This window comes from Yoonia sp. R2331, assembly GCF_041103235.1.
GTDB lineage: Bacteria > Pseudomonadota > Alphaproteobacteria > Rhodobacterales > Rhodobacteraceae > CANMYO01.
In genome coordinates this window covers 446,733-473,707 of the sequence record NZ_JBGCUN010000001.1, presented here as the reverse complement: position 1 = coordinate 473,707, position 26,975 = coordinate 446,733, and the positions used below count along the sequence as shown (strand labels likewise).

Below are 26,975 nucleotides of genomic sequence, written 5' to 3'. Positions count from 1 at the left end.
AGATTTGGCCGGGCACCGCGCGAGACTGCGCGGCACCCGCAAGTGTCAGTAGAGGTCGACGCGGAAAGGCGAGGTTTCCCAGTAAATCTGGGCCAGTTGCAGGATCCGCGCCTTGGGGTCAGTGGCCGCAGGCCCCTTGCCCAGACGGGTCAGAACCTCATCCATCGCGGATTGGCTTCCGGGGCCAAAGGCACCGTCCACATCCAGCGTTCCGCCCAGCGCCTTGATCAGCCGTTGCGCGCCGCCATTGATCACCTGCTGTGGCATCGCATCCAACTGTTGTTCGGCATATTGCGCGTTGCGGTTGTTTGCCAGCGCCGTGCCCTTGGCTGCCATCACAGCGGCGTCAAACTGGTCATAGCCCGGCACACTTTCGGTCATCAGCGTATAGGCCGCCGTGGCCCCGGACACCGGATCACCACGCTCCAACCCATCAGAAAAGATCGCGACCGCCTGCGCTGTGTCGCGCCCGCCGGGGGCAGAGCCGTCGTTATACATCGTCGCCAGCGTATAGGCGGTGCTGGGGTGGCCCGCGTCATGGGCATCCTTGATCAACTGATAGGCGCGGCCCGTATCGGGCGTCAGCCCGGCCTGCCCTTGCTGATAGGCAATCCCAAGGTTCAGCATCCCGTAGATATCACCGCGTGCGACGCTTTCGTTCATATACCGCAAGGCCCGCTCTGGGTCATAGTAGCTGCTGGATTCATCCAGATAGATGCCCGTCAGCGCGTTCATCGCAAAGGTATGGCCAACTTCCATCGCGCGGATCAGCAGGTCATAGCCCTCGACCTCGGCCTCGGTTGTGCCACCGTTCTTAAGCAGCTCATACCCCAGCGTGTGCATGGCATAAGGATCACCCTGCGCCACACCGCGCGCGAAAAGCTGGCGTACCGCATCACTGTCAGGCCGTCCTTCGGACGTGCCGCCGCCCACACCACGTTCGGCATAGCGTGCCTGAAGCCCCAGCGCGTGCCAGGCCCGCGTGTGTCCCAGATCGCGGGCCCGCTCAAAGCTGGCGATGGCACCGTCGATATTGCGCAGCGCAAGCTGCGCGCGGCCCTTTTGATAGTGGAACCGCCCGGTATCGGGATTGGCCGCAATCGCAGCCTCGCAAGCGGCCAGCGCGATTTCCGGCCGAATTTCGTTAGGGTATCGGGTCAGCCCCATGCCATCAGGGTCCAGATGATCGCCTGCTTCCATGTCGCAGTCGTTGGGCACAAGGTTCAGTGCCACGCGGGTTTCGACCCCGTTGACCTCGATCAACAGCGAATCCGCCAATTGGCCGCCATCCACGGTCATCGCAGGCACCTGCACGCTTTCGTTGACCAGCGTCAGACGATCCACATCCAACCCGGTCAACGTCCGCCCGGTCACATCGGTGTTCAGCCCGCTCCGGTCGCGCTGCATCAGCACGCCGGTTTCAGGCCGCGCCAGAAAGCGCACCGTGTCGGTCACACCAATGTTCAGCGCCTCGGACAGGGCAGGGCCGATGTCGACCTCGGGCACGAAATCTGCCGTGATCACATTGCTGAAAGGGGCCGCACTCACTTGCGTTTCCTCGGCCACGACCTCCAGGTCGCTCACTCGGGCCACGCCGCGCGTCTCGCCCGTGCCGGTGCTGCTCACTTCGATTGGCCGCGACAATTGCGCGCCCAGACCAAAGCTTGCCGGTTCAATCAGGGTCGAACTGTCCCATGGCACCTGGCGGCCATTGGTACGCTCAAACGTCTTGCGGCGCACAACTTCGAAGACATCCTTGATCAGCGCCTCCGGCGTGGCCGAGGCTTCTTCGATCAGTGACGCCGTAAACGGGCTGTTGCCGCCTTCCCCGTCAAAGGCCAGCGACCCCGGCGAGGTCGAATAGATCAGCATCGAATTCAGCGGCGCGGACTGGCTGGCAAATCCGGTGCGCGTCTCGCGCAGCGTATTGCCCACCTGGGTCAGCAATTCCTTGCCCGCAAACGGGTTGTCGCGGCAACTGTCCAGAATGACGACCTGAAGTCTCGCCCGTGCGCCGATGATGCCGACCAGTGACCCCAGTGACACCGCCTCAAACGGCACATCATAGACAGAATCAAGGTCCGCGTCCGTTGGCACCAGATAGTTCTCTGCCCCGATCTGAAACCCATGACCGGCAAAGAAAACAACCACTTCGGTGTCGCGGTCCACGTCAAACAGCACCCGGCGCAGCATGTCCTCGAAGCCGCGCTTGGTGATGTCTTCGTGGTGTCGCACCAGATAGCCTTGCGCGCGCAGGAAGGTGGCAACCACTTCCGCATCGGCGTGGGCATTCGGCAGGTCAGGAATGTCGGCATAATCCGAATTGCCAATGACAATCGCGTAGCGCTTGGCGGCGCGGGTATCGGGGTTGATGCCCCGGAACGGAAGAATATCCGCCGACCCGTTGATCAACCGCTCGACGATCAGGCTGTTCTGGGCCAGCGCAGGGCCGGTCGCCAAAACGCTGACCGACAAAAGCGCGCCTGCCAAAACCGAAAGTGGTCTGGTCATCTTAGCACTGCCAGCAAGGTGGCGGTGGCGGCGGTGGTGGCGGCGCAGGAGAGGGCGATGGCGATGGTGAAGGAGAGGGCGAAGAATTGTTATTATTGTTGTTGCGCTCATCCCGACGCCGCGCCGCGCGTTCTGCGGCCTGCTGGCGCGCGCGTTCAATCGCTGCGGCCTGCGACTGCGTCGTGGTCGTCGTCGTTGCTGGCGTGGTCGTGGTGGTTGTCGTTGTGACCGGTACCGTGACCGGCAGTGGGACCACCAGACAACCAGAGGTCAGCGTGACCAATCCGATCACGGCACCGGCGCGCAAGCCGCGCACAATGCCTTGGGGGGGGATTCTGGACATCTTTAATACTCCTTGTCGTCGTAAATCGGTGTCAGGCACCAGTTTTAGTTGGCGTCGATCGGCAATCCGCCTGCACCCTTGATCCGTTCGATCAGGTCCAGCGTCTTGCGCGGATCGGCGCGAAAAGCGTCTTGTATCAGTGGAAAGTCTGCCCATTCCTGCCCTTGGGGCAAGTCAGGATTTCCTTCCTGCGTGATGGAACGGGTCGTGCCGGTGCCCGGCGCAATGGCTTGCAACTGAGCACAAAAATGCGCGCTCAGGAATGCGTTCTCCAACCCCAGATCGGGGCAGTTTTCCGCCTCATCTGCGGCGGCTGTGGTGGCACAGGCCGCAACAAAAGCTGTGATCAGGTGCATCCGGCGTCGCATCGTTGTGTTTCCTTTCCTGTGAACGCTTTCGCGTCCGGTACTGATAAAGTGCAGCAAACCCGCTTGGGCTGTTCTCTGCGTGATGTCACCACCCTAGACCAGCCGGGCGAACCTTGGCGCCTGTCGTATCGAAAACGACAGCCCTGCCGGGCGGCCCATCTCGCGCGATAACCTTACGCAAGTTAACACGTTTCACCAAACGCAACCGTCGCGAAGATCAGGATTGTGAACATGACCACCCTCAACGAAATCCTCTTTGTCCTTACATTGGGCGCACAACTGATGCAGATGCTCTGCGCCCGCCACAGCGCCGCGCATCCCCATGCACACGCCCAACAGGCCACAACGTATGAAAAACGTGACTGCCCAAAGACGGCATTTGCCTGCTAGCATCCCCCCCATGACGTATCGCGCCCTTCATACCGCCGCCCTAATTGCGGCATTGGCCCCGGCAGCCTTGGCTGAGGATCGCGCCCTAATCATCGGGATCGAGGGCTATCCTAACCTTGATCTGCGGCTCGCCCCGCAATCAGCCACCGACGATGCCATCGCAATGGCGCAACTGGCCGTTGAACGCTGGGGCTATCGCCAGACGCAAGTTTCCCTGCTGCTTGACAGCGCCGCCACCTCAGAAGCGATCCTTGATGCGCTGATCGACGAATTGGTCGGCCTGACAACCCCCGGTGATCGCGCGCTGCTTTACTTTGCGGGGCTTGGCAGCCGCAACACCCAAGACACCCGCGTGATCCTGGCCTATGACAGCGAAAGCTTGCTGGGCCGCATCCCAGAGGACGCGCTGTCTGACATCCTTGACCTGATCGCCGACCGTGATGTGACGGTCATCATGGACACCGGCTTTCGCGGCGACATCAACACGCCCGGACAGCGCGGTATTGGTGCGCCGGGGTTTGAGGCCGCGCCATTCGCTGCCAACGGCGACCTGCGCGCGGTCTTCACCGCCGCTGCGGTCAGCCAGACCGCTTGGGAAACCGCCTTGGGCGGGGTGATGACCAACGCGCTGATCACCGGGGCCAAAGGTGCTGCTGACGCGGATGCCGATGGCACGACCACCCACGGTGAGTTGCTGGCTTTCTTGCGCGCACAAAGCACCGCATGGTGCGCGCCCCACCCCGATTGCGGCCCGATGGGCCTGACACCCGGCTTTGCTGGCCCCCTGAACCGGAGCGCCACCGGGGCCACCGTCGCGGCATCGGCACCTGCCCCGCAAACCAGCACACCGTTCGCGGCCACCAATGCCGCTGACCTGCGCCTTGCCATCGACGGCGGCACAGCCCTGACCATCGGGCAATCGGTCACCTTTCGCGCCACCGCCCAAGCGGCTGGCACCCTGCTGATCCTTGACGTGGACCCCAACGGCCAGTTGGCGCGCATCTTCCCCTCTGCATTGGCTCCGGGCAGCGGCACAGAGATTACACCGGGCGTGGAACTCGCGATCCCCAGCGGCCAGTCCACCAGCGGCGCGCCCCTGCGGGTGCGGGTCACCGGGCCTGCGGGTGACGGTTACCTTTTGGGCGTTCTGATCGAAGGTGCGGCCTTCGATGCCACCACCCTGCTGCCACAGGGGGCCGCCAGCGCCGCCCTGCCGCAACTTGCACAAAACCTGTCAAACCTTGGTCGCCGCTGGTCGGCCATGACCCTCAATTATACCATTTCGAACTGACGCGATCATAAAGGAGCCTTTGGATGAGACACCTTTCCCTTCTGACCCTGCTGGGTCTCAGCATTGCCACACCGGCACTGGCCTGCGACAACTACGACGCTGCCGTCGCCGCCGTCCAAAGTAATGACGCGGCCGCTGCAACCGCCCTATTTGACGGGCTGGTGGCCGACAACGATTGCACTGACGATTTTCGCGAATGGGTCGGCGACTTTCTGGCCCGCGATGCCTTTGCCGTGACGCTGACCGATGCTGATGACGCCACCAAACGCGCCGCCCTGCAAACCGCGCTGGGCTATGAACGCCACTGGCGCAGCTTCGCCGGGTTGGGCCATCTCGACTGGGCCGCCGCCGATTATGCAAACGCCGCGGCCAACTTCCAACTTGCGCTGAACGAACTGGCCGAGGGCGACCAAAGCCATGACGCCGCCACCGATGAAATTGCAGAAATCTACCAACTCGCGACCGCCGCACTGGCCTTGTCCGATGACGTTGTGGACTTGCCGGTCACCCGCGCAGGCAACCCCAGCGTGATGCTAACCGGCAAGGTGCGCGGCTTTGAGGTCGAGGAAATCCCGCTGCCGATCACCTTTGAATATAACTCGGTGCAATTTGACGCCGCCGGACTGGACTACGCCAACGCGCTGGTCAACCACCTGCTGATGGTGAACCCGGTCAGCGTAAACCTTGGCGGCCACACCGACCCCGTCGGCGGCGAAGACTTCAACCTTGCCCTGTCTGAAGCCCGCGCCGAGGCACTGGCGACCTACATCAAGGCCGCCGGCTTTACCGGTGACATCATCACAACCCCCTACGGCGAAAGCCGCCTGCCAGAGCCCCCTGCGGGGATCGAGGCCGGATCAGAGGAGCACCACCGCATCGCGCGGCGCGTGTCCTTTGCAAGCCAATGAAGGCGCTTGTCACAGCCGCAGCACTTTGCTGCGCCGCCCTGCCCGCCTGGGCCGAAAAGACCTATGGCCTTGTGATTGGCATCGACGACTATGCCAACGTGCCGGACCTGCAAGGGGCGGTGAATGACGCGCGCGACATCGCGGACGCGCTGGCGGGCATCGGGGCCGAAGTCACGTTGCTTCTGGACCAGGACGCCACCCGCGCCGCGATCTTCGCTGCTTGGGAAGCGACCGCCGCCAAGGTCCAACCCGGCGACCGGCTGGTGGTCAGCTATGCCGGCCACGGGTCTTATGAACCTGAATATATCATCGGGTCCGAAGCGGATGGCCGGGACGAGAACTTCCTACTTTCGGGCTTTTCGTTTCAGGGGGCCGGGGCCGCCGAACGCATCCGCGATGATGAAATCGCGGCGCTGATTGCCCTGACCCCGCAGGCAGAGGTCGTGTTTCTGGCCGACAGCTGCCATTCCGGCACCGTGTCGCGCAACGTGACCCCGGTCTTGGGCTACCGCTATGTGATCGGCGGCAAGCTGTCCGATGATCCACTTCCGCCACCCCCGCCCCGCACGTCGCCCAGCGAAGGCAAGGATGACGTGGCGCTGTTTCTGGCCGCCGTCGATGACGCCAACAAGGTGCCGGAATTCCTGATCGACGGCGCACCGCGCGGCGCGCTGTCCTATTCCTTTGCCCGTGGCCTACGGGGGGCTGCGGACACAGACGAAAACGGTGCAGTGACCAAGGACGAACTGGCCTCTTATGTGCGCCGCTCGGTCCGTGAAGTCAGCCAAGGCCTGCAAGCGCCTCAGATCAGCCCGCGTGGCGACGAGGAACGCGTCCTGTTCGCACTCGATGGTGCCCCTACCCCGGTGATGATCGAGGTCTCTCCGTTTGAAAAAACCCTCGCCGGTTTGCCGCCACTGGCCGTCGCCCAAAACGGCGGCAATTTCGGGGCCACGGTGCTGGCCGGGATCGACGGGGTGCAACTGGTCGAAGACCCGCTGGCTGCCGGGGCCTTTGCCGATTTCTCGGCGGGTGTCCTGCGCTCGACCGTGGGCGATGTGCTGGCCAGTTTTGACGAATCCTCGGCTGCCGCAGGTCTTGAACAAGCGGTTAACAAAATGCGGGTGACACAGGCCATCGCAGATGCCGGTCCCGCCGGAAGGCTCGAGGTGCGCTTTGCCGAAGGCGACCGGAGCTATACCAGCCGCGACCGCGTGACTGTGCAGATCAGGGGCCGCAGCACGCCCTATATCACGCTTGTTGCTGTCGCCTCTGACGGGTCGGTGTCTTTGCTTTATCCCTATCAGGGCGACGGCATCAATGACCCCCAGGCTGTGATCCCCGCGGACCCTTTGAACCTTGTTTTACAGGTGACACCGCCCTTTGGGGCGGATCATATCATCGCCATTGAAACCAACGGTGACGGCGCTGATCTGCGTGCGGTCCTGTCCCATCTCGACAGCCAATCCAGCCGCACCCCAAAACTATGGGAGGTGCTGCGCACCGCCGTGTTGAAGATGGACACACAACCCCGGATCGCGCTTTTCCCGTTCTACACCCGGCCATGATGGTTAACCGCTGTTAGGATCTGTGGCTGTATAGGGTGTGCATGTGATGTGCATCGTTTGTGCATCCTGTCCGATGGGCCAACGGTCTGTTCACACTTGACCTCTTAGACGAAGCGCCCCACCTTTTTGGCAGGGGGACGGCGCATGACGGACACAGGCGAAAACGACAAGGCGCAGACCGCGCTGATCCATGCCTTTGAAACCGTCGAAGCCTCACTCCGGACCGAAAACTGGTTCTTTGAAACCGTCCGGGCCGAGTTGCAAAAAGCTGCGCCATTGTCGGATTTTCCGACAATCATGGGGGCGAATGGCCACGACTATCTGCTGCACTTCACCCAGTTCATGTTCTTCCTGCGCGCCCTTGATTGCACGGACGCCGAACAGATCAGCGTCTTCATCGACAGCCATAATGACAAGATCAACGGACAGCTTGCCGATCCGAATTTTTCCAAGTCTCCCAATGAGTTCCGCAAAGCGATCTTCAAGCCCGAGCGCAAGGCCAAGATCCTCGACAGCATCCGCGCCCTGGGCGCGCCGGTGTTTGCGATCTATGAATTCGGGCATCTTTTGATTGACGATATGTCGCCCAAAACCACCGAAAAGCTGATCGAGGATTTGCGCTTTGGCAAACTGCTTGACCGGCGCGAGGATGACCGTCTTGAAGCGGACGCCAAGCGGGTCTTGATCGCCTCAACCGGGTTTTTGGAAGACACCTACAAGATGTCCCTTTTGATGCAGCGCCGCATGATCGCCGCCAGTATCACCGACGCAGAGGTCGAGGCCGCGCGCAAGACCTAAGGCGCTGATCCCGATAGCCCAAGCCCACGTATCAAACGCACATTGCACCCCCTTTGTCCTGCCTGTTTTTTGTGCACTTGTGTCGGACGTCGCCCCTAAACGCCGGTAAACATTGCTATTTGGATCAGACGCAGTAGCCTAAGAACATGGGACAACACTACAGCGAAATGATCACCGGCGATGGCACGCGACCGCCCTACGCCGCCTACGATGACTGGTTTGCCAAGCAAAACAACGAACGGCTCGCCAAGAAAGCGAGCGAGGCAGAGGCGTTTTTTCGGCGCACCGGGATCACCTTTAACGTCTACGGTCAGGCCGACGCCGAAGAACGGCTGATCCCGTTTGATCTGGTGCCGCGGATCATTTCGGGACGGGAATGGACCAAGCTGTCGCGCGGCATCGACCAACGGGTACGCGCGATCAATGCCTTCCTGCACGACATCTATAACCGGCAGGAAATTCTGCGGGCCGGGATCGTGCCGACCTCTCTTGTCGCCCAGAATGATGCTTTTCTGCCTGAAATGATGGATTTCAGCCCGCCGGGCGAGGTCTATACACATATCGTCGGCACCGATATTGTCCGCACTGGCGAAGATGATTTCTTTGTGCTCGAAGACAATGCGCGCACCCCCAGCGGGGTCAGCTATATGCTGGAAAACCGCGAAACGATGCTGCAGATGTTCCCCGAGCTTTTCAGCAAGATCAAAGTGCAGCGGGTCAGCGATTATCCCAAGAACCTGCGCCGTTCGCTTGAGGCATCAGCGCCTGCATCCTGCACCGGACGGCCCTGTGTTGTGGTGTTAACACCCGGCATTCATAATTCGGCCTATTACGAACACAGCTTTCTGGCCGACCAGATGGGCGTGGAACTGGTCGAAGGCCATGACCTGCGCGTGGTTGACGGCCATATCGCGATGCGCACCACACGTGGCTACAAGGTGATCGACGTGATCTATCGCCGTGTAGACGACGAATTCCTTGATCCGCTGACATTCAATCCCGCATCAATGCTTGGTGTGCCGGGGATCATGGATGTCTATCGCGCAGGCAACATCGCGATTGCCAATGCCCCCGGAACCGGGGTTGCAGATGACAAAGCAATCTATAGCTACATGCCTGATATCGTTGAGTTCTATACGGGCGAACGGGCGATCCTGAAGAACGTGGAAACACACCGCTGTTCCGAACATGACACGCTGAAATACGTCCTCGACAACCTTGCCGATCTGGTCGTGAAAGAGGTGCACGGATCCGGTGGTTACGGGATGCTTGTCGGGCCTGCGGCCAATAAGAAAGAGCTGGCGGATTTTGCTGAGAAACTGAGGGCAAACCCTGCGAACTACATCGCACAACCCACGCTTTCGCTTTCTACCGTTCCGATTTTCACAGAGGCTGGGCTTGCCCCGCGCCATGTTGATTTGCGGCCCTTTGCCCTTGTTTCACCCTCTGGTGTGGACATCACTCCGGGCGGGCTGACCCGCGTGGCACTGACCGAAGGCAGCCTTGTTGTGAACTCCAGTCAGGGCGGCGGCACAAAAGACACCTGGGTATTGGAAGACTGATATGCTTGGAAAAACCGCAGGTGGTCTTTATTGGATGTTCCGCTTTCTAGAGCGGGCTGAAAACACCGCACGCCTGATCGAGGCGGGGTTTCGGATTGCGCTTACTCGCTCCACGGATGCAGAGGCCGAATGGAAATCGGTGATCGTCACGTCAGCGACGCAAACTTCCTATGATGCAAAGCACGACGGTTATGACAGCGCGCGCGTGACCGACTTTTTGCTGCGCAATCCGGACAATCCCAGTTCGGTCCTGTCGGTGATGAAGATGGCCCGGGATAACGCCCGATTGGTGCGCACCGCCCTGACAAACGAGGTCTGGTCGAGCGTGAATGAGACATGGATGCTGCTGGGCGACGTCCTGCGCGACCCCGTGCCGGAAACCGATCTGCCCAATGTGCTGGCCACGATTCGCCAGCAATCTGCGCTGGTGCGCGGGGCACTGCACGGCACGATGCTGCGCAATGATGTCTATGATTTTTGCCGTCTAGGCACGTTTGTCGAACGGATAGACAGCACCGCGCGGATCATTGATGTGAAGTACTACGCGCTTTTGCCTGCACCTTCTTTCGTGGGCAGTCGGATGGACAATGTGCAATGGGAAACCATTCTGCGCTCTGTCTCGGCGCATCGGTCGTTCCGTTGGGCGGTCGAAGATGATTTCAATGCGCCCAACATTGCGGCCTTTCTGATCTTAGACCGGCGCATGCCCCGATCACTTTACTTTTGCGCCGGGCAACTGATGGATAACCTTGAATATCTTGCCGATAGCTATGGTCAGGAATCGGACAGCCTGCAACTGGCACGCGCGCTGCGGGCACGGTTGAAGGATCGCGACATCGGGTCCATTTTTGAAGAAGGTCTGCACGAATTCCTGAGCGACATTCTGGCAGAGACGGCGCGACTGGGCACACAGATCGAACAAGATTTCAGGTTCATTCAATAATGCAGCTGCACATTAATCACTCCACGCGCTACAGCTATGACCAGCCGGTCACCTATGCCTTGCAAAAGGTGCGCCTGCGCCCTGTTGACGACCCGATGCAGACGGTTGGTGATTGGGATGTCACCGTGACCGGTGGCAAAAAGGAAACCAGCTATCGCGATCATTATGGCAACCACGTCGATCTCGTCAGCACCACACCCGGCGAGACCGCGCTGACGATCACCGCCAGCGGCACCGTGACGACGCATGACACCGCCGGTATCCTTGGAAAGCGCTATGGCCGCGCCCCGCTTTGGCATTTCAAGCAGGCCACAGCACTGACCACGCCCGGTGATGCAATCGCAGGCTTGGCCAATGACCACCTGCCAGAAAAGACTGACTTGCTGGACGCGCTGCACGGCTTGTCAGCGGCCATCCTGACGGCGACGCCATACAAGACCGGCCAGACGTCGGCCGACACCACTGGAGAGGCTGCAATCGCCATCGGTCACGGGGTGTGTCAGGATCACGCGCACATCATGATTGCGGCGGCCCGCAAAACCGGTCTGTCAGCGCGCTACGTCAGCGGCTATCTGATGATGAATGACCGGGTGGATCAAGATGCCAGCCACGCCTGGGCAGAGGTGCATGTCGACGGGTTGGGCTGGGTCGGCTTTGACGTCTCGAACGGTGTCTCCCCCGATGAGCGTTATGTTCGCGTTGCAACGGGCCGCGACGCGCAGGATGCAGCCCCCATTTCTGGCTTACGTTTGGGCAGTGGCGACGAGTCCATGATTGTATCTTTGCAGGTGCAGCAGTAATTTCCCCGCACGGACAGTTTTGGAAAGACCACCATGACCTATTGCGTCGGCCTGCGCCTTGATCACGGCCTTGTTTTCATGTCGGACACACGCACCAACGCTGGTGTCGACAACTTTTCATCAAGCGGCAAGATGTTCACCTGGTCAGTGCCGGGTGAGCTGTCGATCACCATCATGACAGCGGGCAATCTGGCGACAACGCAGGCGATGATCAGCCTGTTGGACGAACGGTCCAAAGCGACAGAAGACCGCGACCCCAGCATGTTGCGCCAAACCTCGATGTTTCAGGTTGCGCGATTGGTTGGTGCAACCTTGAAAGAGGTAATCGCCTACAGCAGCCCCGACGGCCCCACCGCGGATGATGCCTTCAGCGCCTCTGCCATCGTGGGCGGGCAAATCAAGGGAGGGCAACCGACGATTTTCTTGATCTATCCGCAAGGCAACTTTATCGAGATTACCGCCGACACACCTTTCTTTCAGATTGGCGAGGCGAAGTACGGCAAGCCCATTCTGGTCCGCGCCTACGACCCCCAGATGTCGTTTCAGGACGCAGTGAAACTGTTGCTCGTGTCGTTTGACTCAACAGTCAAATCGAACTTGTCCGTGGGGCTTCCGTTTGACCTACATGTGTACGAGAACAACGCGATGCACGCTGACCGCCGGACCCGGATCGAAGAAGACGACCCGGTTTATGCCGCGATTTCTTCGGGGTGGGGCGACGCCCTGAAAGCCGCGTTTGAGCAGCTTCCGCGTTACGAAATCTGATCCCGCTGTCAGGAGATCAGGAAGAGCGTGATGACCGGGAACATCACGAGAATGGCCACCCGGACCAGGTCGGTTCCCACATAGTAGATCACGGCCTTGTAGGTCTGCAGGATCGGTGTTTCGCGGTCCATCGCGTTGATCACAAAGAGGTTCATCCCCACCGGCGGCGTGATCAGGCCGACCTCGACCACGATCAACACAAGGATGCCAAACCAGATGGCGGTGTGTTCCCCGCTAAGGCCGAAATCAAGCTGCATCATCACCGGAAAGAAGATCGGGACCGTCAGTAGGATCATCGACAGGCTGTCCATCAGGCAGCCAAAGATCAGATAAAAGATCAAAATCAGCACCAGCACCGTCAAGGGGCTAAAGCCTTGATTGACGACATAATTCGACAGCTCTTGCGGCGCTTGGGTCAGTGCCAGAAAACCGTTGTAGAAGGCCGCCCCTAGGATGATGAAAAAGATCATCGCGGTCGATTTGGCCGTAACCGTAAAGCTGTCGATCAAGGTGCCCCATGTGAGGCCACCGTTCAGCAAGGCGATCACGCCGGTGCCTGCGGCGCCCACGGCGGCCCCCTCGGTGGGCGTGAACCAGCCTGCATAAATGCCGCCAACCACAAGGCCAAAAACCAACAAGACCGGCCAGACCTTGAGAAGCGCGGCGAAACGTTCCGCATAGGGCACAGAGGGCCGCGTTCCCGCTGCGTTGGGGTTCAGTCGCACATAGATCGAAATTGCGATGACATATCCCAGTGCGGCCAGCAGTCCGGGGATGAAGGCCGCAAGGAACAGCTTGGCGATATTCTGTTCGGTCAAGATCGCATAAATCACCAGCACAACCGACGGTGGGATCAGGATGCCCAACGTACCACCAGCCGCCAAAGTCGCAGTGGCAAAACCCCCGTCATACCCGTATCGCCGCAGTTCCGGCAAAGCGACGCGGCCCATCGTGGCCGCAGTGGCAAGCGACGACCCACAGATTGATCCAAAGCCGGCACAGGCCCCCACGGCGGCCATCGCAACCCCGCCCCTGCGGTGGCCCAGAAAACTCTCGGCCGCTTTGAACAATGCTGTCGACATGCCACCCAATGTCGCAAAATGACCCATCAGCAGAAACATCGGCACGATGGACAGCGAATAGCTGGAAAAGGTGGTGAAGGTTTCGGACTTTAACCGGCCAAGGGGCAAGTTGAGGTTGCCAGTCACCAGGTAAAGCCCGCCCAATCCGGTGAGAAACATGGCTAACCCAATGGGAACCCGCAGGAAGATCAACACCAGAAGCGCCGGAAAGGATGCAAAACCAATCTCAAGCGTGGTCATTGCGCGGCATCCTCGATCGGCAAAATGGCGCGCGCAGTTGCAACCTCTGCAATGCGGACGACTGCCACGTAGACACCGACGACCGCAGCGGTCGCTGCACCGAATAGACTGGCCGCATAGGCCCACCAGATCGGGAACTGCAGCAGGAACGTCGTCTCGCCATAGCGGAGTTTTGACTGCAGCCCTGCGTTTAGTTGCACCGCAATCAGGATCAGTACGGCGGCGAAGATCAGATCGGTCACCATGCGCAGGATGCGATTCAGCCGCATGGGGAGTTTGCTGGTGAAGATATCAACGGCGGCGTGACCCGCGCTGAGTTGACAAAGCGGCATGAAGGCGAAGATCGCAAATGCGACCCCGGATTCCACAAGCTCAAAATCGCCGTTGATCGGCCCTACGCCCCTTTCCAGCGCCCATTGGGCAAATCCGGGCCAGATGTCGCCAATCGCCCCATGCATCGCGCCATTCAGACCACGCCCCAACACGGACATGCAGACAACACCGATCAACGCGGTCAGCACAAGGCCGCCCAGGATCGCCATACCAAGCGATAAGCGCCTGATCCATTTGTACATGTCGCCCCCCTTTGGGATGACCCGACAACACCGTCAGGGCGGTGGCTTGGTCAATTCAAGCCGGAGCGTCAATGCCTATTTCAGGGGGTAGCCTCGCATTTCCTGCCATGCAGGTTGCAACGTGACGATAGCCTTTTCTTGCGCGAAGCCCGTCCCGCGCGCCAAAGTACGCGTATTGCCGGACGGAATTGCGGGTCGGCTCATCCTGTGAACAAGAAAGTTCCCCATCATGCGTGCCGCCGTTGTCAAAGCGTTCAAGGAAGACCTGTCCATCGAAACGGTGCCTGACCCAGCGTGTCCGGCGGACGGCGTGGTGCTAGAGGTCGCAGCCTGCGGCGTGTGCCGGTCTGACTATCACGGTTGGGTCGGTGGGCATCCAAAGGTCATGCCCGGTTCCATCATGGGTCACGAGTATTGCGGAACGGTGGTTGCGGCGGGGCCGCAGGCAAAACACAAGCTTGGGGACCGATTGATCGCGCCGTTCATTCTGGCCTGCGGAACGTGCCCCGAATGTCATCAGGGCGTTTCCAATGCCTGCGAAAGCGCGATTGTGCCGGGCTTTGGCACGCCGGGGGCCTATGCCGAGTTCGTCGCTGTGCCGTTTGATCACAACCTTGTGCACCTGCCCGACACCATGTCCCCCGCGCTGGCCGCAGGGCTGGGGTGCCGGGTGACGACCGCGTGGCACGCGTTAACAGATCGCGCCAATGTGCGGGCTGGCGAATGGGTGGCGGTGCATGGCACCGGTGGGATCGGGCTGGCAACACTTTTGCTTGCCAAGGCGCTGGGTGCCCGTGTGGTTGTTGTGGATGTCGTCGCTGAAAAGCTGAAACATGCGACGGGGCTGGGTGCGGACGCTGCGGTAAATGCCGCAGAGGTCAATGCCGCCGAAGCAATCCGCGACCTGACCGGTGGCGGTGCGCATGTCTCGGTCGAGGCATTGGGAATTGCCGCGACCACCAACGCATCTGTTGAATGTCTCAGGACGTTGGGGCGGCATGTGCATGTTGGAATGCCCTCTGGCGATGGAATGATGCAGGTCAACATGCGCGCGATTTATTCCAAGCAGCTGTCATTCTTTGGCACCCGCGGGATGCCAGCGTGGAAGTACCCGACGCTCTTGGAAATGATCGCCCGCGGAGATGTGGATCTGGAGCCGATGGTAGCACGCCATGTCGCGCTAGAAGACTCCAGCGCGGAATTGCGCGCGATGCAAGGGCCGACAGCACCGGGCACGGCAGTCATCACACGCTTTGCCGGGGTGGATAACCGAAAGCCAGCCTTTCAAAAACCGTAAGGAATTTTCGCATCACTCAAGCAACACTTTCAGATACACTACTCGGCAGAGCTGGCCTTGAACTGACCGCGTTGCGCACCCGATGACCAAAACCCTTCACGTCACTGTTGCCCGAGACCAAGGTCGGATGCAGACCTTCGACGTGCCTGCACAGAACAATCAAACAGTTTTGGATGTCGTGTCCTGGGTGCAGCAGAATGCCGATCCGACGCTGAGTTATCGTTTCGCCTGCCGGGTCGGGATGTGCGGCAGTTGTGCCATGATGGTCAATGGTGTGCCGCGATGGACGTGTCGCACGCATATCGCAAAGGTCAGCGACGGCGATGCGGTCACTATCGCACCCTTGCGAAATCTGCCCGTGATCAAGGACCTTGTGGTCGACATGGACCCGTTTTTTGACAAGTGGGTTGCGGCCGAAGGCGTGCACCATCCCAGCCAGACCAGAGATGATCCGATCGCCCCGGTGGATGCCACAACGCATGCGCGTGTGACGGCGGACGCCGGGATTGAATGCATTAATTGTGCGGCTTGCTATGCGGCGTGTGACACCGTTGCAGGAAACCCCGATTACCTTGGTCCTGCCGCCCTGCAGCGGGCGTGGACGTTACTGAATGACGTCAAAGACGATGGGAGTTCCCAGGTCCTAGACGCCGTTTCTGCCCGGGGAGGTTGCCACAATTGCCATGCGATGGGGTCTTGTACGACCTATTGCCCCAATGAGCTTGATCCCTTGTCAGCGATTGCGGGCCTCAAACGCGAGACCTCGCGCCGCTTTTTCGGTCGGCGGCGCTGATGCTGGATCTGCGTCTGTATATGCTGCAACGGATCAGTGCGTTGGTCATGGCGCCCTTTGTTCTGGTTCATCTGGCGGTGATGATCTACGCCATCCAAGGCGGAATGAGTGCGGCGGAAATTCTGGGACGCACGCAAGGGTCTGTGCTTTGGTTCACCTTTTACGGATCGTTCGTCGTCGCTGTTGCCATTCACGGCGCCATCGGGCTGCGCGTGATCGCGCGTGAATGGGTTGGGATAACCGGCGCCGCGCTGACAGGGTTCATGTGGCTTTGCGGATTGGGCCTGTTTGCCTTGGGTGCGCGCGCTGTTTGGGCAGTGACATTCGGATGAGCACGGTGCGGAACATCACATCACGGGCGCATCCCCTGTGGCTGGCCTATATTGTGCACCGTCTGTCGGGTTTGGCGCTGGCATTGTTCTTGCCGCTGCATTTCTGGGTGCTGGCGATGGCCATGACCAACCCTGCACGTCTTGATGGGTTCTTGCAGATGACAGAGGCCAGCATCGTCAAGCTTGCTGAATTCGGCCTCGTCTTTCTGCTGGCCGTTCATATGTTTGGCGGGCTGCGCCTGATGGCGATGGATTGGCTGCCTTGGTCGCCACGGCAAAAGACCCTGGCCGCCAGTGCGGCGGCGGCTGCGGCCCTGATTGCGCTTTTGTTTTTGATGCGGGCGCTGTGATGAAAAGCCCCGATATCACCCGCCATGACACCGACATTCTGATCCTTGGGACGGGGGGGGCGGGGCTTTTTGCGGCTCTGCATGCCCAGCAAACAGCGCCAGATGGGACCCGGATCTCCATTGCGGTGAAGGGGCTGATCGGCAAATGCGGCTGCACGCGCATGGTGCAGGGCGGCTATAATGTGGCACTTGGTGGTGGCGACACGGTCGAGCGGCACTTTATGGATACGATCCAGGGGGGCAAATGGCTGCCCAATCAGGATATGGCGTGGCGGTTGTGCGAACAGGCCGTTGTCCGCATCCGCGAGTTGGAAAATGAAGTCGGCTGCTTCTTTGATCGCAATCCCGATGGCTCGCTTCATCAAAAGGCTTTTGCCGGACAGACCGCAGACCGCACCGTGCATAAGGGCGATTTGACAGGCATCGAGATCATCAACCGGCTGATGGAAAAAGTGCTCGCCTCTGGGGTTGAGACGATGCAAGAGCACCGTGCAGTTGGCCTGATCCCGACCAAAGACGGATCAGCGCTTGCCGGCGTGCTGATGATCGACATGCGCACAGGGGGTTTCCGTTTTGTGCGGGCCAAATGCGTGTTGATGGCCACCGGCGGCGGCCCGACCATGTACAAATACCACACACCCAGCGGCGACAAGACGATGGATGGGCTTGCCATGGCGCTGCGCGCGGGCCTGCCATTGCGCGATATGGAGATGGTTCAATTCCACCCAACCGGATTGCTGGCAGGCGATCACACCCGGATGACTGGCACCGTGTTAGAAGAGGGTCTGCGCGGCGCGGGCGGGCAACTGATCAACTATGCAGGCCAGCGCTTTATGTTCGACTATGATGCCAAGGGTGAACGTGCGACCCGCGATGTGGTCAGCCGCGGCATCTATGCCGAGATGCGCAAGAACAACGATCCCACGCAAGAAGGTGTGTTCATCTCGATGTCGCACCTTGGGCCTGAGTGGGTCGCGCAAAAGTTCAAGGGCATGGTCAAGCGCTGCTCTGACAGCGGTTTTGATTTGGCGGGCGGTCAGGTCGAGGTTGTGCCGACGGCGCATTATTTCATGGGTGGCGTTGTGGTTGATGTGGACACACGGACCGCGATGGAGGGGCTTTATGTGGCAGGCGAGGACGCAGGCGGCGCGCATGGGTCCAACAGACTGGGCGGCAATGGCGTGGCCAATTCCACCGTTTATGGCGGCATTGCCGGTGATGTGATGGGCAAAGATGTCGCCGGAATGACCTTGCGCGAGCCCGATGAAAGCGCACTGGCCGCAGAATGGGAACGCGCAACCCACCCCTTGAGCCGCAAACCTGATCTGATCTTTCCACTGCGCAAGCAGTTGCAGGATGTGATGTGGGACGAGGTCGGTGTGATGCGCACAGAGGCAGGCATGAAACGCGGACTGACAGGCATCGCAGCCGTGTCAGATGCGCTGATGGATGTCGGCGTGGACGATGGCAATCTTGCCTTCAACCTGACCTGGCACGATTGGCTGAACCTGCGGTCACTTTGTGATATATCGCAGGTGATCACCAAGGCTGGCCTTGCCCGCGAAAACTCGCGCGGCGCACATTACCGAGAGGATTTCCCAGCGCCGGGGGCGATGGAGGATAGCCACTATACGGTGGCGCAGATGGAAGGGGACAAGGTGAAGGTCGGAACGGAACCTGTGCAATTCACCATCGTGAAACCGGGGGAAAGCGTGCTGCCTCCGGGAGAGCCGGAAACCTTGGTGGCTGCGCCATGACGAAATGCTGCATAAGCCGCGCAGGTGGCGACCGATGATCCCCATCTCCCTTATCCAGTCGACCGCCGAAACCCTCATGGACAAGGCTGCCATTGAGATCCCGCAAGACTATCTGGAAGGCTTGCAACAGGCCGCCAAGACAGAGGATGGCGATCTGTCTTCTTTTGTCCTCAAGGCCATGCTCGACAATTACCAAGCCGCCAAGGAAGACCGCCGCGCGATGTGTGGCGATACCGGCGTGCCCCGTTGGTTTGTGAAGTTGGGGAACGAGGCGCAAGTGGAAGGTGGCATGGTCGCGCTCGAAACCGCGCTGCGCCGCGCCACAGCCAATGCCACCAACGGTGTGCCGTTACGTCCCAACCGGGTGCATCCGCTGTGGCGCACGGACCACAACAACAACGTGGGCATTGGCGCGCCCGAAGTCGAATACGGGTTCGAACCAGAGGGCGCGTGGATCGACCTGATCACCGTGCATAAGGGCGGGCTTTTCGGGTCGGACTACAGGATGCTTTTCCCTTCTGACGGCGTTCAGGGGATCAAGCGATTTTATCTTGATAGTCTGATGGCGTTCGGCAAACGCGGCCTTGCCTGTCAGCCTGCGATCATCGGGATCGGTCTGGGTGGGTCCAAAGATATCTGCATGACGCTTGGCAAGCGTGCCTCGACCCTGCGGGTAGTGGGCAGCCGCAACAGCGATCCGCGCATCGCCGAGATGGAGGATGAATTCAAAGAGCTGGGCAACTCCATCGGCATGGGCGCGATGGGTTTTGTCGGCAAGAACATGGTGATCGATTGCAATATCGAGGTCGGCTATTGCCACACGGGCGGGATGCCCATGTCGGTGCACGCCTTCTGTCTGTCATCCCGCCGCGCCGTGGCCCGCATTTACGCCGACGGTCGGGTTGAGCATCGGACAGACCCCGATTGGTTTACGCCCTACCAGCGGCGCGAAACGGTGGATTGGGCACCCGCACAGGAGGCCGCGGAATAGATGAAACGAAACTTGCCCAACGCAACTGACAAACGCTTTCTGGTATTTGCTGGAACCGGGACCGACCTTATTTTCAATCGCGGGATCGACCTGCCGGGGTTTGCATCATTTCCGTTGGTCAATAACCCCACCGCGCAACCGGTACTTGTCCAGCAAATGCGCGAATTGATGGCGGTCGCAAATGGCGCGGGCATGGGTGCCATTCTGGACACGCCAACCTGGATGGCGAGCCGGGACCGTGCAGCGCCGCTGGGGTACGATACCGAAACCCTTGCGACGATCAACCAAGCGGCAGTTGCGATGATGCGGGAAATGCGCGACGCGTCGGAAACAAATGATGTCCTGCTTGCGCTTTGCCTTGGCCCCGCGCGCGACCCCTACACCACACTTGATCCCTTGGATGTGGAAACGGCACGCAGTTATCACCGCGAACAATTGGGCTGGGTTGCAGACGCGGGCCTTGATCTGGTCAACGCCTATACGTTCAATCAAGTGCAAGAGGCCGCAGGTGCGGCACTGGCCGCGGGCGATCTGGGACTGCCCATCGCCGTTTCACTGGTCGTCGAAACGGACGGGCGGTTGCACAACGGACAATCGCTGGCAGAGGCGCTGGATGAGATTGACGCGCTGACCAACACTGCGCCGCAGTACTTCATGGTCAATTGCGCGCATCCCGCCCATTTTAGCGCGACACTGCCGGATAATCCGCGTCTGAAGGGCGTCGTGGTCAATGCCTCGCGCTGTTCACATGCGGAACTGGACGACGCGACAGAACTGGATGACGGCGACCCCGATGAACTGGGGAAAGAGGTGGCAAAGTTGATCGCGGAGCACCCGCATTTGTCTGTGTTGGGCGGCTGCTGCGGCACCGACATGCGCCATTTAGGGCGGATCGCAGCAGGGGTCACCGCGTGAGCCCGCGCGAAGTGCGACTGTCCACGACGCCCACGCCTGAGGCGATTGCAGACTTGCGCCTTGGCGACGTCGTTTATTTGGATGGGCTGATGTATACCGCACGCGAAGGCGTCTATATGCGCGCGTTGGAGGATCGGGCAAATATTCCGATGGAACTACCGCGCCAGTCTGCTGCGAATTTCCATTGCTCGCCTGCTGCCCGGATCAATCCTGATGGCAGCTTTGACATGGGTGCAGTCACCGCCACTGCATCCTTTCGTTTTGCCAAGTGGTTGCCAGAGTGGATCGCTAAGACCGGGGCCAAACTGATTGTGGGCAAAGGCGGCATGACGTCAAAGGACTATAGGGACTATTTCGTCCCAAATGGGGCCATCTATTTGTCCACGGTCGGCTATGGCACCGGTGCGTTATTGGGGCGCGGGGTTGAGACGGTCGAAGCTGTGCATTGGAACGAGGAGTTGGGCCTTGCGCAGGCCATGTGGGTGATAAAATGTAACAAAATGGGGCCGTTCATCGTGGCGTCGGACCTGGATGGAAATTGCTTGTTCGAGCGCGAAAATGCCAAGATCGCTGAAAATATCGCGCAGGTTTATGAGGGCACAAAACCTGCCGTTCTGAAACGCTACGGCGAAAGCGATGACCGCTCAGACGAGGTGATCTGAGGCAAGCGTTGATCCGGTCCGTGAAATCACATGCGACAGCGCATCAAATAGGGCGTCCATCGCCTCCGCTTTGATCGGGCTGTCCTGATGCACCAACCCTAACGTTCTGACCGGCCTGTCCGGCCCAAGTGCTATGCGTCTAACGAAGTCGTCGCCGGACGGTTTGACCGCAAGATCCGGCACAATCGACACCCCAAGGTCCTGTTCGACCATGCTGGTGATGGCTTCTGGGCTGTTAAGCTCCATCGTTTCGGTCACGCGCAGGTTGCGGGACCGGATCCAATTGTCGATCAGCGTGCCAACAACAGCGTTGCGGTTGAACCTGATGAACGGACGGGTCTGCAGCAGTTCGATGGGATCATTCTCTGTTTCACACGCGGCCGCGATCAATTGCATTGGTTCCTCGGCCAAAGGACGAAAAATCAGGCCTGCGGGCATCAGATGTGGGCGGGACACTATCGCCGCATCGAGCGCACCACGTTCCACTTCGACAATGAGGTGCTGGGTAAGACCAGGGCGGATATGCAGCCCAACCTCCGGATAGCGTGCCTTGAGCACGCTCATTGCTTGCGGGGTCAGGCCGGTCAAGGTTGATGGAATTGCACCAAAGTTGATCACGCCGCGCAAGCCGTTGTCAGCCAGAACAGAGGGCAGCAGGTCGTCATAGGCGGCAACCACGCTGCGGGCCTTGGCGACGATTTGATGCCCCAAGGGCGTCAGTTCCGGTGTCCGCTTGGAGCGATCAAAAAGCTCCACTCCCAAATCTGCCTCGAGCGTGCGCATCTGCTGGCTCACTGCGGCGTGGGTGACATGCACAACCTCGGCTGCGGCGGTAAAGGTCTTGACCTCGGACACCGCGACGAGCGTGCGGAGCAATCTGATGGACATCCGTCGGGCTTTCGCAAAGCTTGCTTTCGATTACTTAAATCACGACCCGGCGCTCGAAAGAACAGTTAACGAAACGAGAGCGCACAACGACCCGCCCAGAAGTCAGAAGTTCATAAGATCATAAGATCATAAGATCATAAGATCATAAGATCATAAGATCATAAGATCATAAGATCATAAGATCATAAGATCATAAGATCATAAGATCATAAGATCATAAGATCGTGCAGCTGACTGATCGCGGCTGCGCAAGACCAATCGTCGACGCTTGTCAGAAAGACATGGATTCTGTTGGCCCGATCGCAAGACCACCCTTTTCATCAACTTCATAGTAGAGTGATAGGCTTTCTAAAGCCGCCATGTCCGGGCGATCCGTCTGCCACGCCATCATCGCAACACCCAACATCCGCGGCATCAGCATTGGCCACATCTGGCCATCAATGGTCGTGAACTCGGACCAGAATGCGCCTTGCACACCGATAATGCGGTCTGTGAGGGCTTGATCAGGTACGGGATCCCAGGCGATGGTATCCGCCAAATCCACAAATGCCGCCCAGCTTGCACCCCAGTCATCTGGATCACTGGTATGCGCCATATCAAGGTAGACGTGTTGCGCCGGCGTCATGACGACATCATAGCCCGCGCGCGCGGCGTCCAGCCCAGGGCCCTGCCCGGTCCAGCTAAACAGAACGGCATTGTGGCCGATCCCGCCGTTCGATCCTTCGGCGGCTTCTTCCCATGCGGCGGGGCGCTTGCCGTGTGCTTGCGTGAACGCGGCAAGCTTTGCCATCGTCCAACCTTGCAAATCCTGCGTCGTCTTGAGGCTGTTTTCGGCCATCAGGGCACGGGCGCGCGGGCTGCTCATCCACGTGTCTTTCGGCAACTCGTCACATCCAAGATGCAAATGATCAAATGGGAAAAGAGCGCTGATTTCCGCAACGATGGCTTCCAGCACCTCCCAAGTCTTGGGCATCGCCGGATTCAGTGCATTGCGCTGATATCCCTGCACAGATGCCTCTGACCCGTTATCGCCGGGATCGCGTGTTTCAGGATAAAGCGTTGTCAGTGCGAGTGCATGGGCGGGCGCTTCGATCTCGGGCATGACGTCGATGTTCATTGCCGCGGCATGGTCGATGATCTGGTGCACGGTCTGTTTGGAATAGGTTCCGCCTTCACAGGGTGATCCGGTGAAGAGTGCGGGCAACACCTGCCCCTCGCCCCGTCGCGCCGTCTGTTGCGCCAGTTCGGGCAGCGCGTCCAGTTCAATGCGAAACGCCTCATCATCCGCGAAATGCCAGTGAAACCGGTTGAGCTTGAGCAGCGCCATAAGGTCCAGCAAGGCGGTGATACTTGCAGGCTGATAAAAATGCCGCGCGGTATCGAGATGCTGACCACGCCAACCAAAGCGCGGTTGGTCATACATCACGCCGCACGGAAGTGCCCCATGCTGCAACAATGTCAGCAACGTGATCCCGGCATAGAACTGCCCGCCGTATGACCCGGCGGCAATGGTCACGCCATCGGGGGTCATGGTCAGGCGATAGGCATCAGCCGCTAATTCTTCGTGCCGAAGTTGCAGGGGGAACGTACCAGTGAAGCGCATGTTGTGCCGCTGCGCGAGGTCCGCGACGGCCGTCAGTGCGTCACCCGCCACCTCGAACCCGTCGACCGGGACCCTATCGCCGGTTGGTGACCATTCGCTGGGTTGCGGGAGCATTGGCAGCCCCTCAAACGCAGGTGTGTCCACGAGTTTAGGTGTGTGCCGCCCAGCAGGTGTTGGCGGAAGCGGTATAACCTCGCCATGGTGCCTGAGATATGGCCCGAGCGGCATCCACGCGCGGTTGGCGGGTGTGTAGCCACCTGTGTATCTCAGCGTCACGACATGAGGGACCGCAATGGCCAGATCGGGCAAGGCAATTTCGGTGTAGCTGCCCAAGGTATATTCCAGTTCACCACCTGCGACGGGCGCCATCGGCGCCATGCCCGAACAGCAAAAGATCGCACCTGACAAGGCACGATCAGACGTCAAGGTAAGGACCAACAGATCGCCCTCTATCCGGCAGGTATATTGCATATCAGTCCAACCGCAGTTCAGAGACAAAGTCATAGATATCAGAGCGGTAGAAGCCGCTTGTAAATTCGATTGGCCGCCCGGAGGACAGATAACCAGTCCGCTCGATCTGCAACACGGCCGCACCTTCGGGAAGGTCCAGATGATTGGCGACGGCGGCCGTGGCGTTGACCGCCGTGACACGCTGCATGGCCCGGGTCGGCGCGGTGCCGCGGGCGCGCAAAAGTTCATAAAGCGAGACGTCGATCTTGTCGGGGCGGGGCAAGACGTCTTCGGGAAGCGACGAATATTCCAGCGCCATCGGCACATCATCTCCCCGTCGCAGGCGGTGCACGCGAGACACCTGATGATGCGTTGACAGGCCCAACACCATCGCCTCTGTCGGTGTCGGGCGAAACACGCCTGTCAGCAGTGTTTGGCTGGTCGAAGCGATCCCACGTGCCTGCAGATTTTCGGTAAAAGAGACGAGGGACGACAACGATTGCTCAAACCGTTCGCCGCTGCCGCGCACAAACGATCCCGCTCCTTGCCGTTGCTCGATCATGCCATCTGATACCAGCTCTGCAATGGCCTTGCGGACAGTCACCCGGCTGACCTCTGCGATTTCGGCGATGTCGCGTTCGGACGGAAGTTGGTCATCAGCGACAAGATCGCCGGCAGCCACAAGTCCGCTGATGTGACGGCAAAGCTGTTTGTACCGCGGGCCGCGCCCGTCGCGGTACCATCGGCTTTGCGCGAGTTGCGTGATGAAGTCAGACATGGCTCTACCTGTCATGTTGTCCGAGGCTTGGTATCAAAAAACAATACCAATGCAAACCAATTTCTGAGATTTCCCAGACCCACCCTTAATCAAGATATTATTTTTCCTATATAAATTCACCGAACGTCGCTTTGGTATTGCAGTGGTAGCAAAATTGGAATTGTGAGGTACTCTGAATGTGGAAGGTCGATTCGAGGATGGCCAACCGGGGGACCACATGACAGACACACTGCAAGCATCACGCCACACCACCGCCGCGCAGGTGGTCAAGCCAAAGGCAAAGTCCTTGCCCGAGGCGGTGTTTGCCTGGCTGCTGGTCGGTCCAGCCATGCTATTTATTGCTGTGATCGTGGCCTGGCCTTTGGCCGAGACGATCCGCCTGTCTTTCATGGAGGCCGGGTTGGGTGGCGAAGAATATGTGGGCCTTGCGAATTACCAAGATCTGGTCGAAAGCCGCAAATTCCACCAGACGATCGTTCGGACCTTTTATTGGATGTTTCTATCCGTTGGGCTGAAACTGATCCTGGGCCTGATCGGGGCGACGCTGTTGAATGCCGCCGTTCCTGGCCGGGCGCTTTTCCGTGTTCTGGTCATGCCGCCCTGGATCATCCCAATGGCGATTGGCATGATCGGCTGGCTCTGGCTTTATAACGGTTACTTCGGCGTGTTGTCGGGCACGATGATGTCACTGGGGATCACCGACGGGCCCTTTGAGTTTCTGGCCTACAAGCAATCCGCGTTTTATTCCGCTGTTGTCGCCGATGTGTGGGTCGGCACGCCAATGGTGACGCTGTTCTTTCTGGCCGCCATGCAAGGGGTTAGCCGCGATTTGTACGAGGCCGCTTGGGTCGATGGCGCGGGCCGCTGGTATCGGTTCCGCCGGATCACGATCCCTCAAATCATGCCGGTGATTGTCTCTATGTCACTTTTGTCTGCGATCTTCACGTTCAACAGTTTCGAGATCATCTGGATCCTGACCGAGGGCGGCCCTCGCGGTGCGACCACCACCCTGATCGTGGACACCTACAAGACCGCCATCAGCAACTTCAAATTTGGCGAAGGCTCTGCCCGGGCCGTGATCATCGTGATCCTGCTGGGCATCTTCTCACTGCTGTACCTCAACGTGCTCAAATTCGTGAACCGCAAGTACGGGACCAAATAAGATGATGGACAAGTACACAAAGCTCCAGATGCTGGGCATTTACGCAGCGGTCACGGTTTTCCTGATCTTCATCTTGCTGCCCTTCTTCGAGATGTTCATGGCATCCTTGCGTCCGCTCGAACATCTGTTCCGAAGCCCCTATCAGTTCTGGTCGGATGACTTCAGCTTTCAGGCCTATTCCGACATGTGGGAGACAGTGCCGCTTTTGGGGCGCTACATCTTCAATTCGGTGTTCATCGCAACAGCGGTGACTCTTCTGACGATGATCTTTGTGGTGCCTGCGGCATATGCCTATGCGCGGCTGGAGTTTCCGTTCAAGAACGGGTCATTGGCCATTTTCCTTGGTGTGAACATGTTCACCGGCGCTGTGCTGTTGATCCCGCTTTACCGCGTGCTCAGGTCGATTGGATTACTGAACACCTATTGGGCGATGATCGTGCCGGGTGTGGCGTTCTTGATTCCGACAGGCATCTGGCTGCTGCGGTCGTACTTGGAAAAGATCCCGCGCGAGCTGGAAGAGGCCGCTTTCGTTGATGGGGCCAGCCGGATGTACACGCTGCGCCGCGTGGTGCTGCCGCTGGCGACGCCGGGTCTGATCGTGGTCAGCACGGCGGTCTTTATCGGGGCTTATGCCCAGCAATTCCTTTTTGCGATCACGTTCAACCAGCAGCGTGAACTGCAACCCCTGCCAGCCGGATTGTTTGAGTTCATCGGCTATCAGGATGTCACCTGGAACCAGATGATGGCCGCTGCCCTGACCGGCATTCTGCCTGTCATGGTCATTTTCTTGTTCCTTCAGAAATACCTCGTGGCGGGTCTGACGGCAGGTGCCGTGAAAGAATAGCCACCAACG

Annotated in this window: 26 protein-coding genes; 18 read left to right on the top strand and 8 right to left on the bottom strand. The window is 59.4% G+C overall.

Annotated features, from left to right (window positions below; translation table 11 throughout):
* Nucleotides 1-45: 45 nt before the first annotated feature.
* The 3 genes from AB3Y40_RS02415 to AB3Y40_RS02405 are packed head-to-tail and all read right to left on the bottom strand — an operon-like array spanning nt 46 to nt 3,222.
* A complete protein-coding gene (locus AB3Y40_RS02415; protein ID WP_369437209.1) occupies nt 46-2,511 on the bottom strand; it encodes a caspase family protein in 2,466 nt (821 codons plus the stop codon).
* Between the two features lies 1 nt (nt 2,512).
* On the bottom strand, nt 2,513-2,854 hold the full coding sequence (locus tag AB3Y40_RS02410; protein WP_369437208.1) for a hypothetical protein: 342 nt from the start codon (nt 2,852-2,854) through the stop codon (nt 2,513-2,515).
* A 44-nt stretch (nt 2,855-2,898) separates the two neighbouring features.
* Nucleotides 2,899-3,222, bottom strand: coding sequence for a hypothetical protein (locus AB3Y40_RS02405; RefSeq protein ID WP_369437207.1), 324 nt, complete (start codon nt 3,220-3,222; stop codon nt 2,899-2,901).
* 400 nt (nt 3,223-3,622) lie between these two features.
* Between AB3Y40_RS02405 and AB3Y40_RS02400 the strand changes: the two genes are divergently transcribed.
* From AB3Y40_RS02400 to AB3Y40_RS02365, 8 genes are all read left to right on the top strand, one after another.
* Nucleotides 3,623-4,903, top strand: coding sequence for a DUF4384 domain-containing protein (locus AB3Y40_RS02400; RefSeq protein WP_369437206.1), 1,281 nt, complete (start codon nt 3,623-3,625; stop codon nt 4,901-4,903).
* 23 nt (nt 4,904-4,926) lie between these two features.
* Nucleotides 4,927-5,811: an OmpA family protein gene (locus tag AB3Y40_RS02395; protein WP_369437205.1), complete on the top strand. Its 885-nt coding sequence runs from the start codon at nt 4,927-4,929 to the stop codon at nt 5,809-5,811.
* Nucleotides 5,808-7,379 carry a caspase family protein gene (locus AB3Y40_RS02390; RefSeq protein WP_369437204.1) on the top strand — a complete coding sequence of 524 codons (1,572 nt, stop codon included), beginning with the start codon at nt 5,808-5,810 and terminating at the stop codon, nt 7,377-7,379. Before AB3Y40_RS02395 ends, AB3Y40_RS02390 begins: the two co-directional genes overlap by 4 nt.
* Before the next feature lie 144 nt (nt 7,380-7,523).
* The gene (locus AB3Y40_RS02385) at nt 7,524-8,177 is read left to right on the top strand and encodes a hypothetical protein (RefSeq protein ID WP_369437203.1); all 654 of its coding nucleotides are present in this window, start codon (nt 7,524-7,526) and stop codon (nt 8,175-8,177) included.
* 146 nt (nt 8,178-8,323) lie between these two features.
* Nucleotides 8,324-9,739, top strand: a complete 1,416-nt coding sequence (locus tag AB3Y40_RS02380) for a circularly permuted type 2 ATP-grasp protein (protein ID WP_369437202.1) — start codon at nt 8,324-8,326, stop codon at nt 9,737-9,739.
* Between the two features lies 1 nt (nt 9,740).
* A complete protein-coding gene (locus AB3Y40_RS02375) occupies nt 9,741-10,682 on the top strand; it encodes an alpha-E domain-containing protein (protein ID WP_369437201.1) in 942 nt (313 codons plus the stop codon).
* Nucleotides 10,682-11,482: a transglutaminase family protein gene (locus AB3Y40_RS02370; protein ID WP_369437200.1), complete on the top strand. Its 801-nt coding sequence runs from the start codon at nt 10,682-10,684 to the stop codon at nt 11,480-11,482. Before AB3Y40_RS02375 ends, AB3Y40_RS02370 begins: the two co-directional genes overlap by 1 nt.
* A 33-nt stretch (nt 11,483-11,515) precedes the next feature.
* Nucleotides 11,516-12,247: a peptidase gene (locus AB3Y40_RS02365; protein ID WP_369437199.1), complete on the top strand. Its 732-nt coding sequence runs from the start codon at nt 11,516-11,518 to the stop codon at nt 12,245-12,247.
* An 8-nt stretch (nt 12,248-12,255) separates the two neighbouring features.
* Here AB3Y40_RS02365 and AB3Y40_RS02360 read toward each other — a convergent pair whose 3' ends face one another.
* Together AB3Y40_RS02360 and AB3Y40_RS02355 are read right to left on the bottom strand one after the other, a co-directional pair.
* A complete protein-coding gene (locus tag AB3Y40_RS02360; protein ID WP_369437198.1) occupies nt 12,256-13,569 on the bottom strand; it encodes a TRAP transporter large permease in 1,314 nt (437 codons plus the stop codon).
* The gene (locus tag AB3Y40_RS02355) at nt 13,566-14,144 is read right to left on the bottom strand and encodes a TRAP transporter small permease (protein WP_369437197.1); all 579 of its coding nucleotides are present in this window, start codon (nt 14,142-14,144) and stop codon (nt 13,566-13,568) included. The genes AB3Y40_RS02360 and AB3Y40_RS02355 overlap by 4 nt, the downstream gene beginning before the upstream one ends.
* Nucleotides 14,145-14,373: 229 nt before the next feature.
* Between AB3Y40_RS02355 and AB3Y40_RS02350 the strand changes: the two genes are divergently transcribed.
* From AB3Y40_RS02350 to AB3Y40_RS02315, 8 genes are all read left to right on the top strand, one after another.
* Nucleotides 14,374-15,441, top strand: coding sequence for a zinc-binding dehydrogenase (locus AB3Y40_RS02350; RefSeq protein ID WP_369437196.1), 1,068 nt, complete (start codon nt 14,374-14,376; stop codon nt 15,439-15,441).
* Nucleotides 15,442-15,523: 82 nt separating this feature from the next.
* Complete coding sequence (locus tag AB3Y40_RS02345; RefSeq protein ID WP_369437195.1) at nt 15,524-16,234, top strand: succinate dehydrogenase/fumarate reductase iron-sulfur subunit; 711 nt, start codon at nt 15,524-15,526, stop codon at nt 16,232-16,234.
* Entirely contained in the window at nt 16,234-16,566 is a 333-nt protein-coding gene (locus tag AB3Y40_RS02340) for a succinate dehydrogenase (protein ID WP_369437194.1), read from the top strand. Before AB3Y40_RS02345 ends, AB3Y40_RS02340 begins: the two co-directional genes overlap by 1 nt.
* Complete coding sequence (gene sdhC / locus AB3Y40_RS02335) at nt 16,563-16,916, top strand: succinate dehydrogenase, cytochrome b556 subunit (RefSeq protein ID WP_369437193.1); 354 nt, start codon at nt 16,563-16,565, stop codon at nt 16,914-16,916. The genes AB3Y40_RS02340 and sdhC overlap by 4 nt, the downstream gene beginning before the upstream one ends.
* On the top strand, nt 16,916-18,673 hold the full coding sequence (locus tag AB3Y40_RS02330; RefSeq protein ID WP_369437192.1) for an L-aspartate oxidase: 1,758 nt from the start codon (nt 16,916-16,918) through the stop codon (nt 18,671-18,673). The genes sdhC and AB3Y40_RS02330 overlap by 1 nt, the downstream gene beginning before the upstream one ends.
* 34 nt (nt 18,674-18,707) lie before the next feature.
* Nucleotides 18,708-19,664 carry a fumarate hydratase gene (locus AB3Y40_RS02325; protein WP_369437191.1) on the top strand — a complete coding sequence of 319 codons (957 nt, stop codon included), beginning with the start codon at nt 18,708-18,710 and terminating at the stop codon, nt 19,662-19,664.
* Complete coding sequence (locus AB3Y40_RS02320; RefSeq protein WP_369437190.1) at nt 19,665-20,579, top strand: homocysteine S-methyltransferase family protein; 915 nt, start codon at nt 19,665-19,667, stop codon at nt 20,577-20,579.
* Nucleotides 20,576-21,241, top strand: a complete 666-nt coding sequence (locus tag AB3Y40_RS02315) for a fumarate hydratase C-terminal domain-containing protein (RefSeq protein WP_369437189.1) — start codon at nt 20,576-20,578, stop codon at nt 21,239-21,241. Before AB3Y40_RS02320 ends, AB3Y40_RS02315 begins: the two co-directional genes overlap by 4 nt.
* On the opposite strand, the gene AB3Y40_RS02310 is transcribed toward AB3Y40_RS02315, so the two are convergent.
* The 3 genes from AB3Y40_RS02310 to AB3Y40_RS02300 all read right to left on the bottom strand — a co-directional run bounded on the left by AB3Y40_RS02310 (nt 21,224) and on the right by AB3Y40_RS02300 (nt 24,960).
* Nucleotides 21,224-22,129, bottom strand: coding sequence for a LysR substrate-binding domain-containing protein (locus AB3Y40_RS02310; RefSeq protein ID WP_369437188.1), 906 nt, complete (start codon nt 22,127-22,129; stop codon nt 21,224-21,226). The genes AB3Y40_RS02315 and AB3Y40_RS02310 overlap by 18 nt on opposite strands.
* A gap of 271 nt (nt 22,130-22,400) precedes the next feature.
* Nucleotides 22,401-24,158, bottom strand: a complete 1,758-nt coding sequence (locus AB3Y40_RS02305) for a beta-N-acetylhexosaminidase (RefSeq protein WP_369437187.1) — start codon at nt 24,156-24,158, stop codon at nt 22,401-22,403.
* Nucleotides 24,159-24,204: 46 nt separating this feature from the next.
* A complete protein-coding gene (locus tag AB3Y40_RS02300; protein ID WP_369437186.1) occupies nt 24,205-24,960 on the bottom strand; it encodes a GntR family transcriptional regulator in 756 nt (251 codons plus the stop codon).
* 217 nt (nt 24,961-25,177) lie between these two features.
* Between AB3Y40_RS02300 and AB3Y40_RS02295 the strand changes: the two genes are divergently transcribed.
* Entirely contained in the window at nt 25,178-26,122 is a 945-nt protein-coding gene (locus AB3Y40_RS02295) for a carbohydrate ABC transporter permease (RefSeq protein WP_369437185.1), read from the top strand.
* 1 nt (nt 26,123) lies between these two features.
* Nucleotides 26,124-26,966 (top strand): carbohydrate ABC transporter permease, encoded by an 843-nt coding sequence (locus tag AB3Y40_RS02290; protein WP_369437184.1) that lies wholly within the window; start codon nt 26,124-26,126, stop codon nt 26,964-26,966.
* The last annotated feature ends 9 nt before the right edge of the window (nt 26,967-26,975 follow it).

Bases quoted from the DNA above. Each gene is read 5' to 3' on its own strand.
- AB3Y40_RS02415 (WP_369437209.1), bottom strand. From the start codon at position 2,511: ATGACCAGACCACTTTCGGTTTTGGCAGGCGCGCTTTTGTCGGTCAGC.
- AB3Y40_RS02410 (WP_369437208.1), bottom strand. From the start codon at position 2,854: ATGTCCAGAATCCCCCCCCAAGGCATTGTGCGCGGCTTGCGCGCCGGT.
- AB3Y40_RS02405 (WP_369437207.1), bottom strand. From the start codon at position 3,222: ATGCGACGCCGGATGCACCTGATCACAGCTTTTGTTGCGGCCTGTGCC.
- AB3Y40_RS02400 (WP_369437206.1), top strand. From the start codon at position 3,623: ATGACGTATCGCGCCCTTCATACCGCCGCCCTAATTGCGGCATTGGCC.
- AB3Y40_RS02395 (WP_369437205.1), top strand. From the start codon at position 4,927: ATGAGACACCTTTCCCTTCTGACCCTGCTGGGTCTCAGCATTGCCACA.
- AB3Y40_RS02390 (WP_369437204.1), top strand. From the start codon at position 5,808: ATGAAGGCGCTTGTCACAGCCGCAGCACTTTGCTGCGCCGCCCTGCCC.
- AB3Y40_RS02385 (WP_369437203.1), top strand. From the start codon at position 7,524: ATGACGGACACAGGCGAAAACGACAAGGCGCAGACCGCGCTGATCCAT.
- AB3Y40_RS02380 (WP_369437202.1), top strand. From the start codon at position 8,324: ATGGGACAACACTACAGCGAAATGATCACCGGCGATGGCACGCGACCG.
- AB3Y40_RS02375 (WP_369437201.1), top strand. From the start codon at position 9,741: ATGCTTGGAAAAACCGCAGGTGGTCTTTATTGGATGTTCCGCTTTCTA.
- AB3Y40_RS02370 (WP_369437200.1), top strand. From the start codon at position 10,682: ATGCAGCTGCACATTAATCACTCCACGCGCTACAGCTATGACCAGCCG.
- AB3Y40_RS02365 (WP_369437199.1), top strand. From the start codon at position 11,516: ATGACCTATTGCGTCGGCCTGCGCCTTGATCACGGCCTTGTTTTCATG.
- AB3Y40_RS02360 (WP_369437198.1), bottom strand. From the start codon at position 13,569: ATGACCACGCTTGAGATTGGTTTTGCATCCTTTCCGGCGCTTCTGGTG.
- AB3Y40_RS02355 (WP_369437197.1), bottom strand. From the start codon at position 14,144: ATGTACAAATGGATCAGGCGCTTATCGCTTGGTATGGCGATCCTGGGC.
- AB3Y40_RS02350 (WP_369437196.1), top strand. From the start codon at position 14,374: ATGCGTGCCGCCGTTGTCAAAGCGTTCAAGGAAGACCTGTCCATCGAA.
- AB3Y40_RS02345 (WP_369437195.1), top strand. From the start codon at position 15,524: ATGACCAAAACCCTTCACGTCACTGTTGCCCGAGACCAAGGTCGGATG.
- AB3Y40_RS02340 (WP_369437194.1), top strand. From the start codon at position 16,234: ATGCTGGATCTGCGTCTGTATATGCTGCAACGGATCAGTGCGTTGGTC.
- sdhC (WP_369437193.1), top strand. From the start codon at position 16,563: ATGAGCACGGTGCGGAACATCACATCACGGGCGCATCCCCTGTGGCTG.
- AB3Y40_RS02330 (WP_369437192.1), top strand. From the start codon at position 16,916: ATGAAAAGCCCCGATATCACCCGCCATGACACCGACATTCTGATCCTT.
- AB3Y40_RS02325 (WP_369437191.1), top strand. From the start codon at position 18,708: ATGATCCCCATCTCCCTTATCCAGTCGACCGCCGAAACCCTCATGGAC.
- AB3Y40_RS02320 (WP_369437190.1), top strand. From the start codon at position 19,665: ATGAAACGAAACTTGCCCAACGCAACTGACAAACGCTTTCTGGTATTT.
- AB3Y40_RS02310 (WP_369437188.1), bottom strand. From the start codon at position 22,129: ATGTCCATCAGATTGCTCCGCACGCTCGTCGCGGTGTCCGAGGTCAAG.
- AB3Y40_RS02300 (WP_369437186.1), bottom strand. From the start codon at position 24,960: ATGTCTGACTTCATCACGCAACTCGCGCAAAGCCGATGGTACCGCGAC.
- AB3Y40_RS02295 (WP_369437185.1), top strand. From the start codon at position 25,178: ATGACAGACACACTGCAAGCATCACGCCACACCACCGCCGCGCAGGTG.
- AB3Y40_RS02290 (WP_369437184.1), top strand. From the start codon at position 26,124: ATGATGGACAAGTACACAAAGCTCCAGATGCTGGGCATTTACGCAGCG.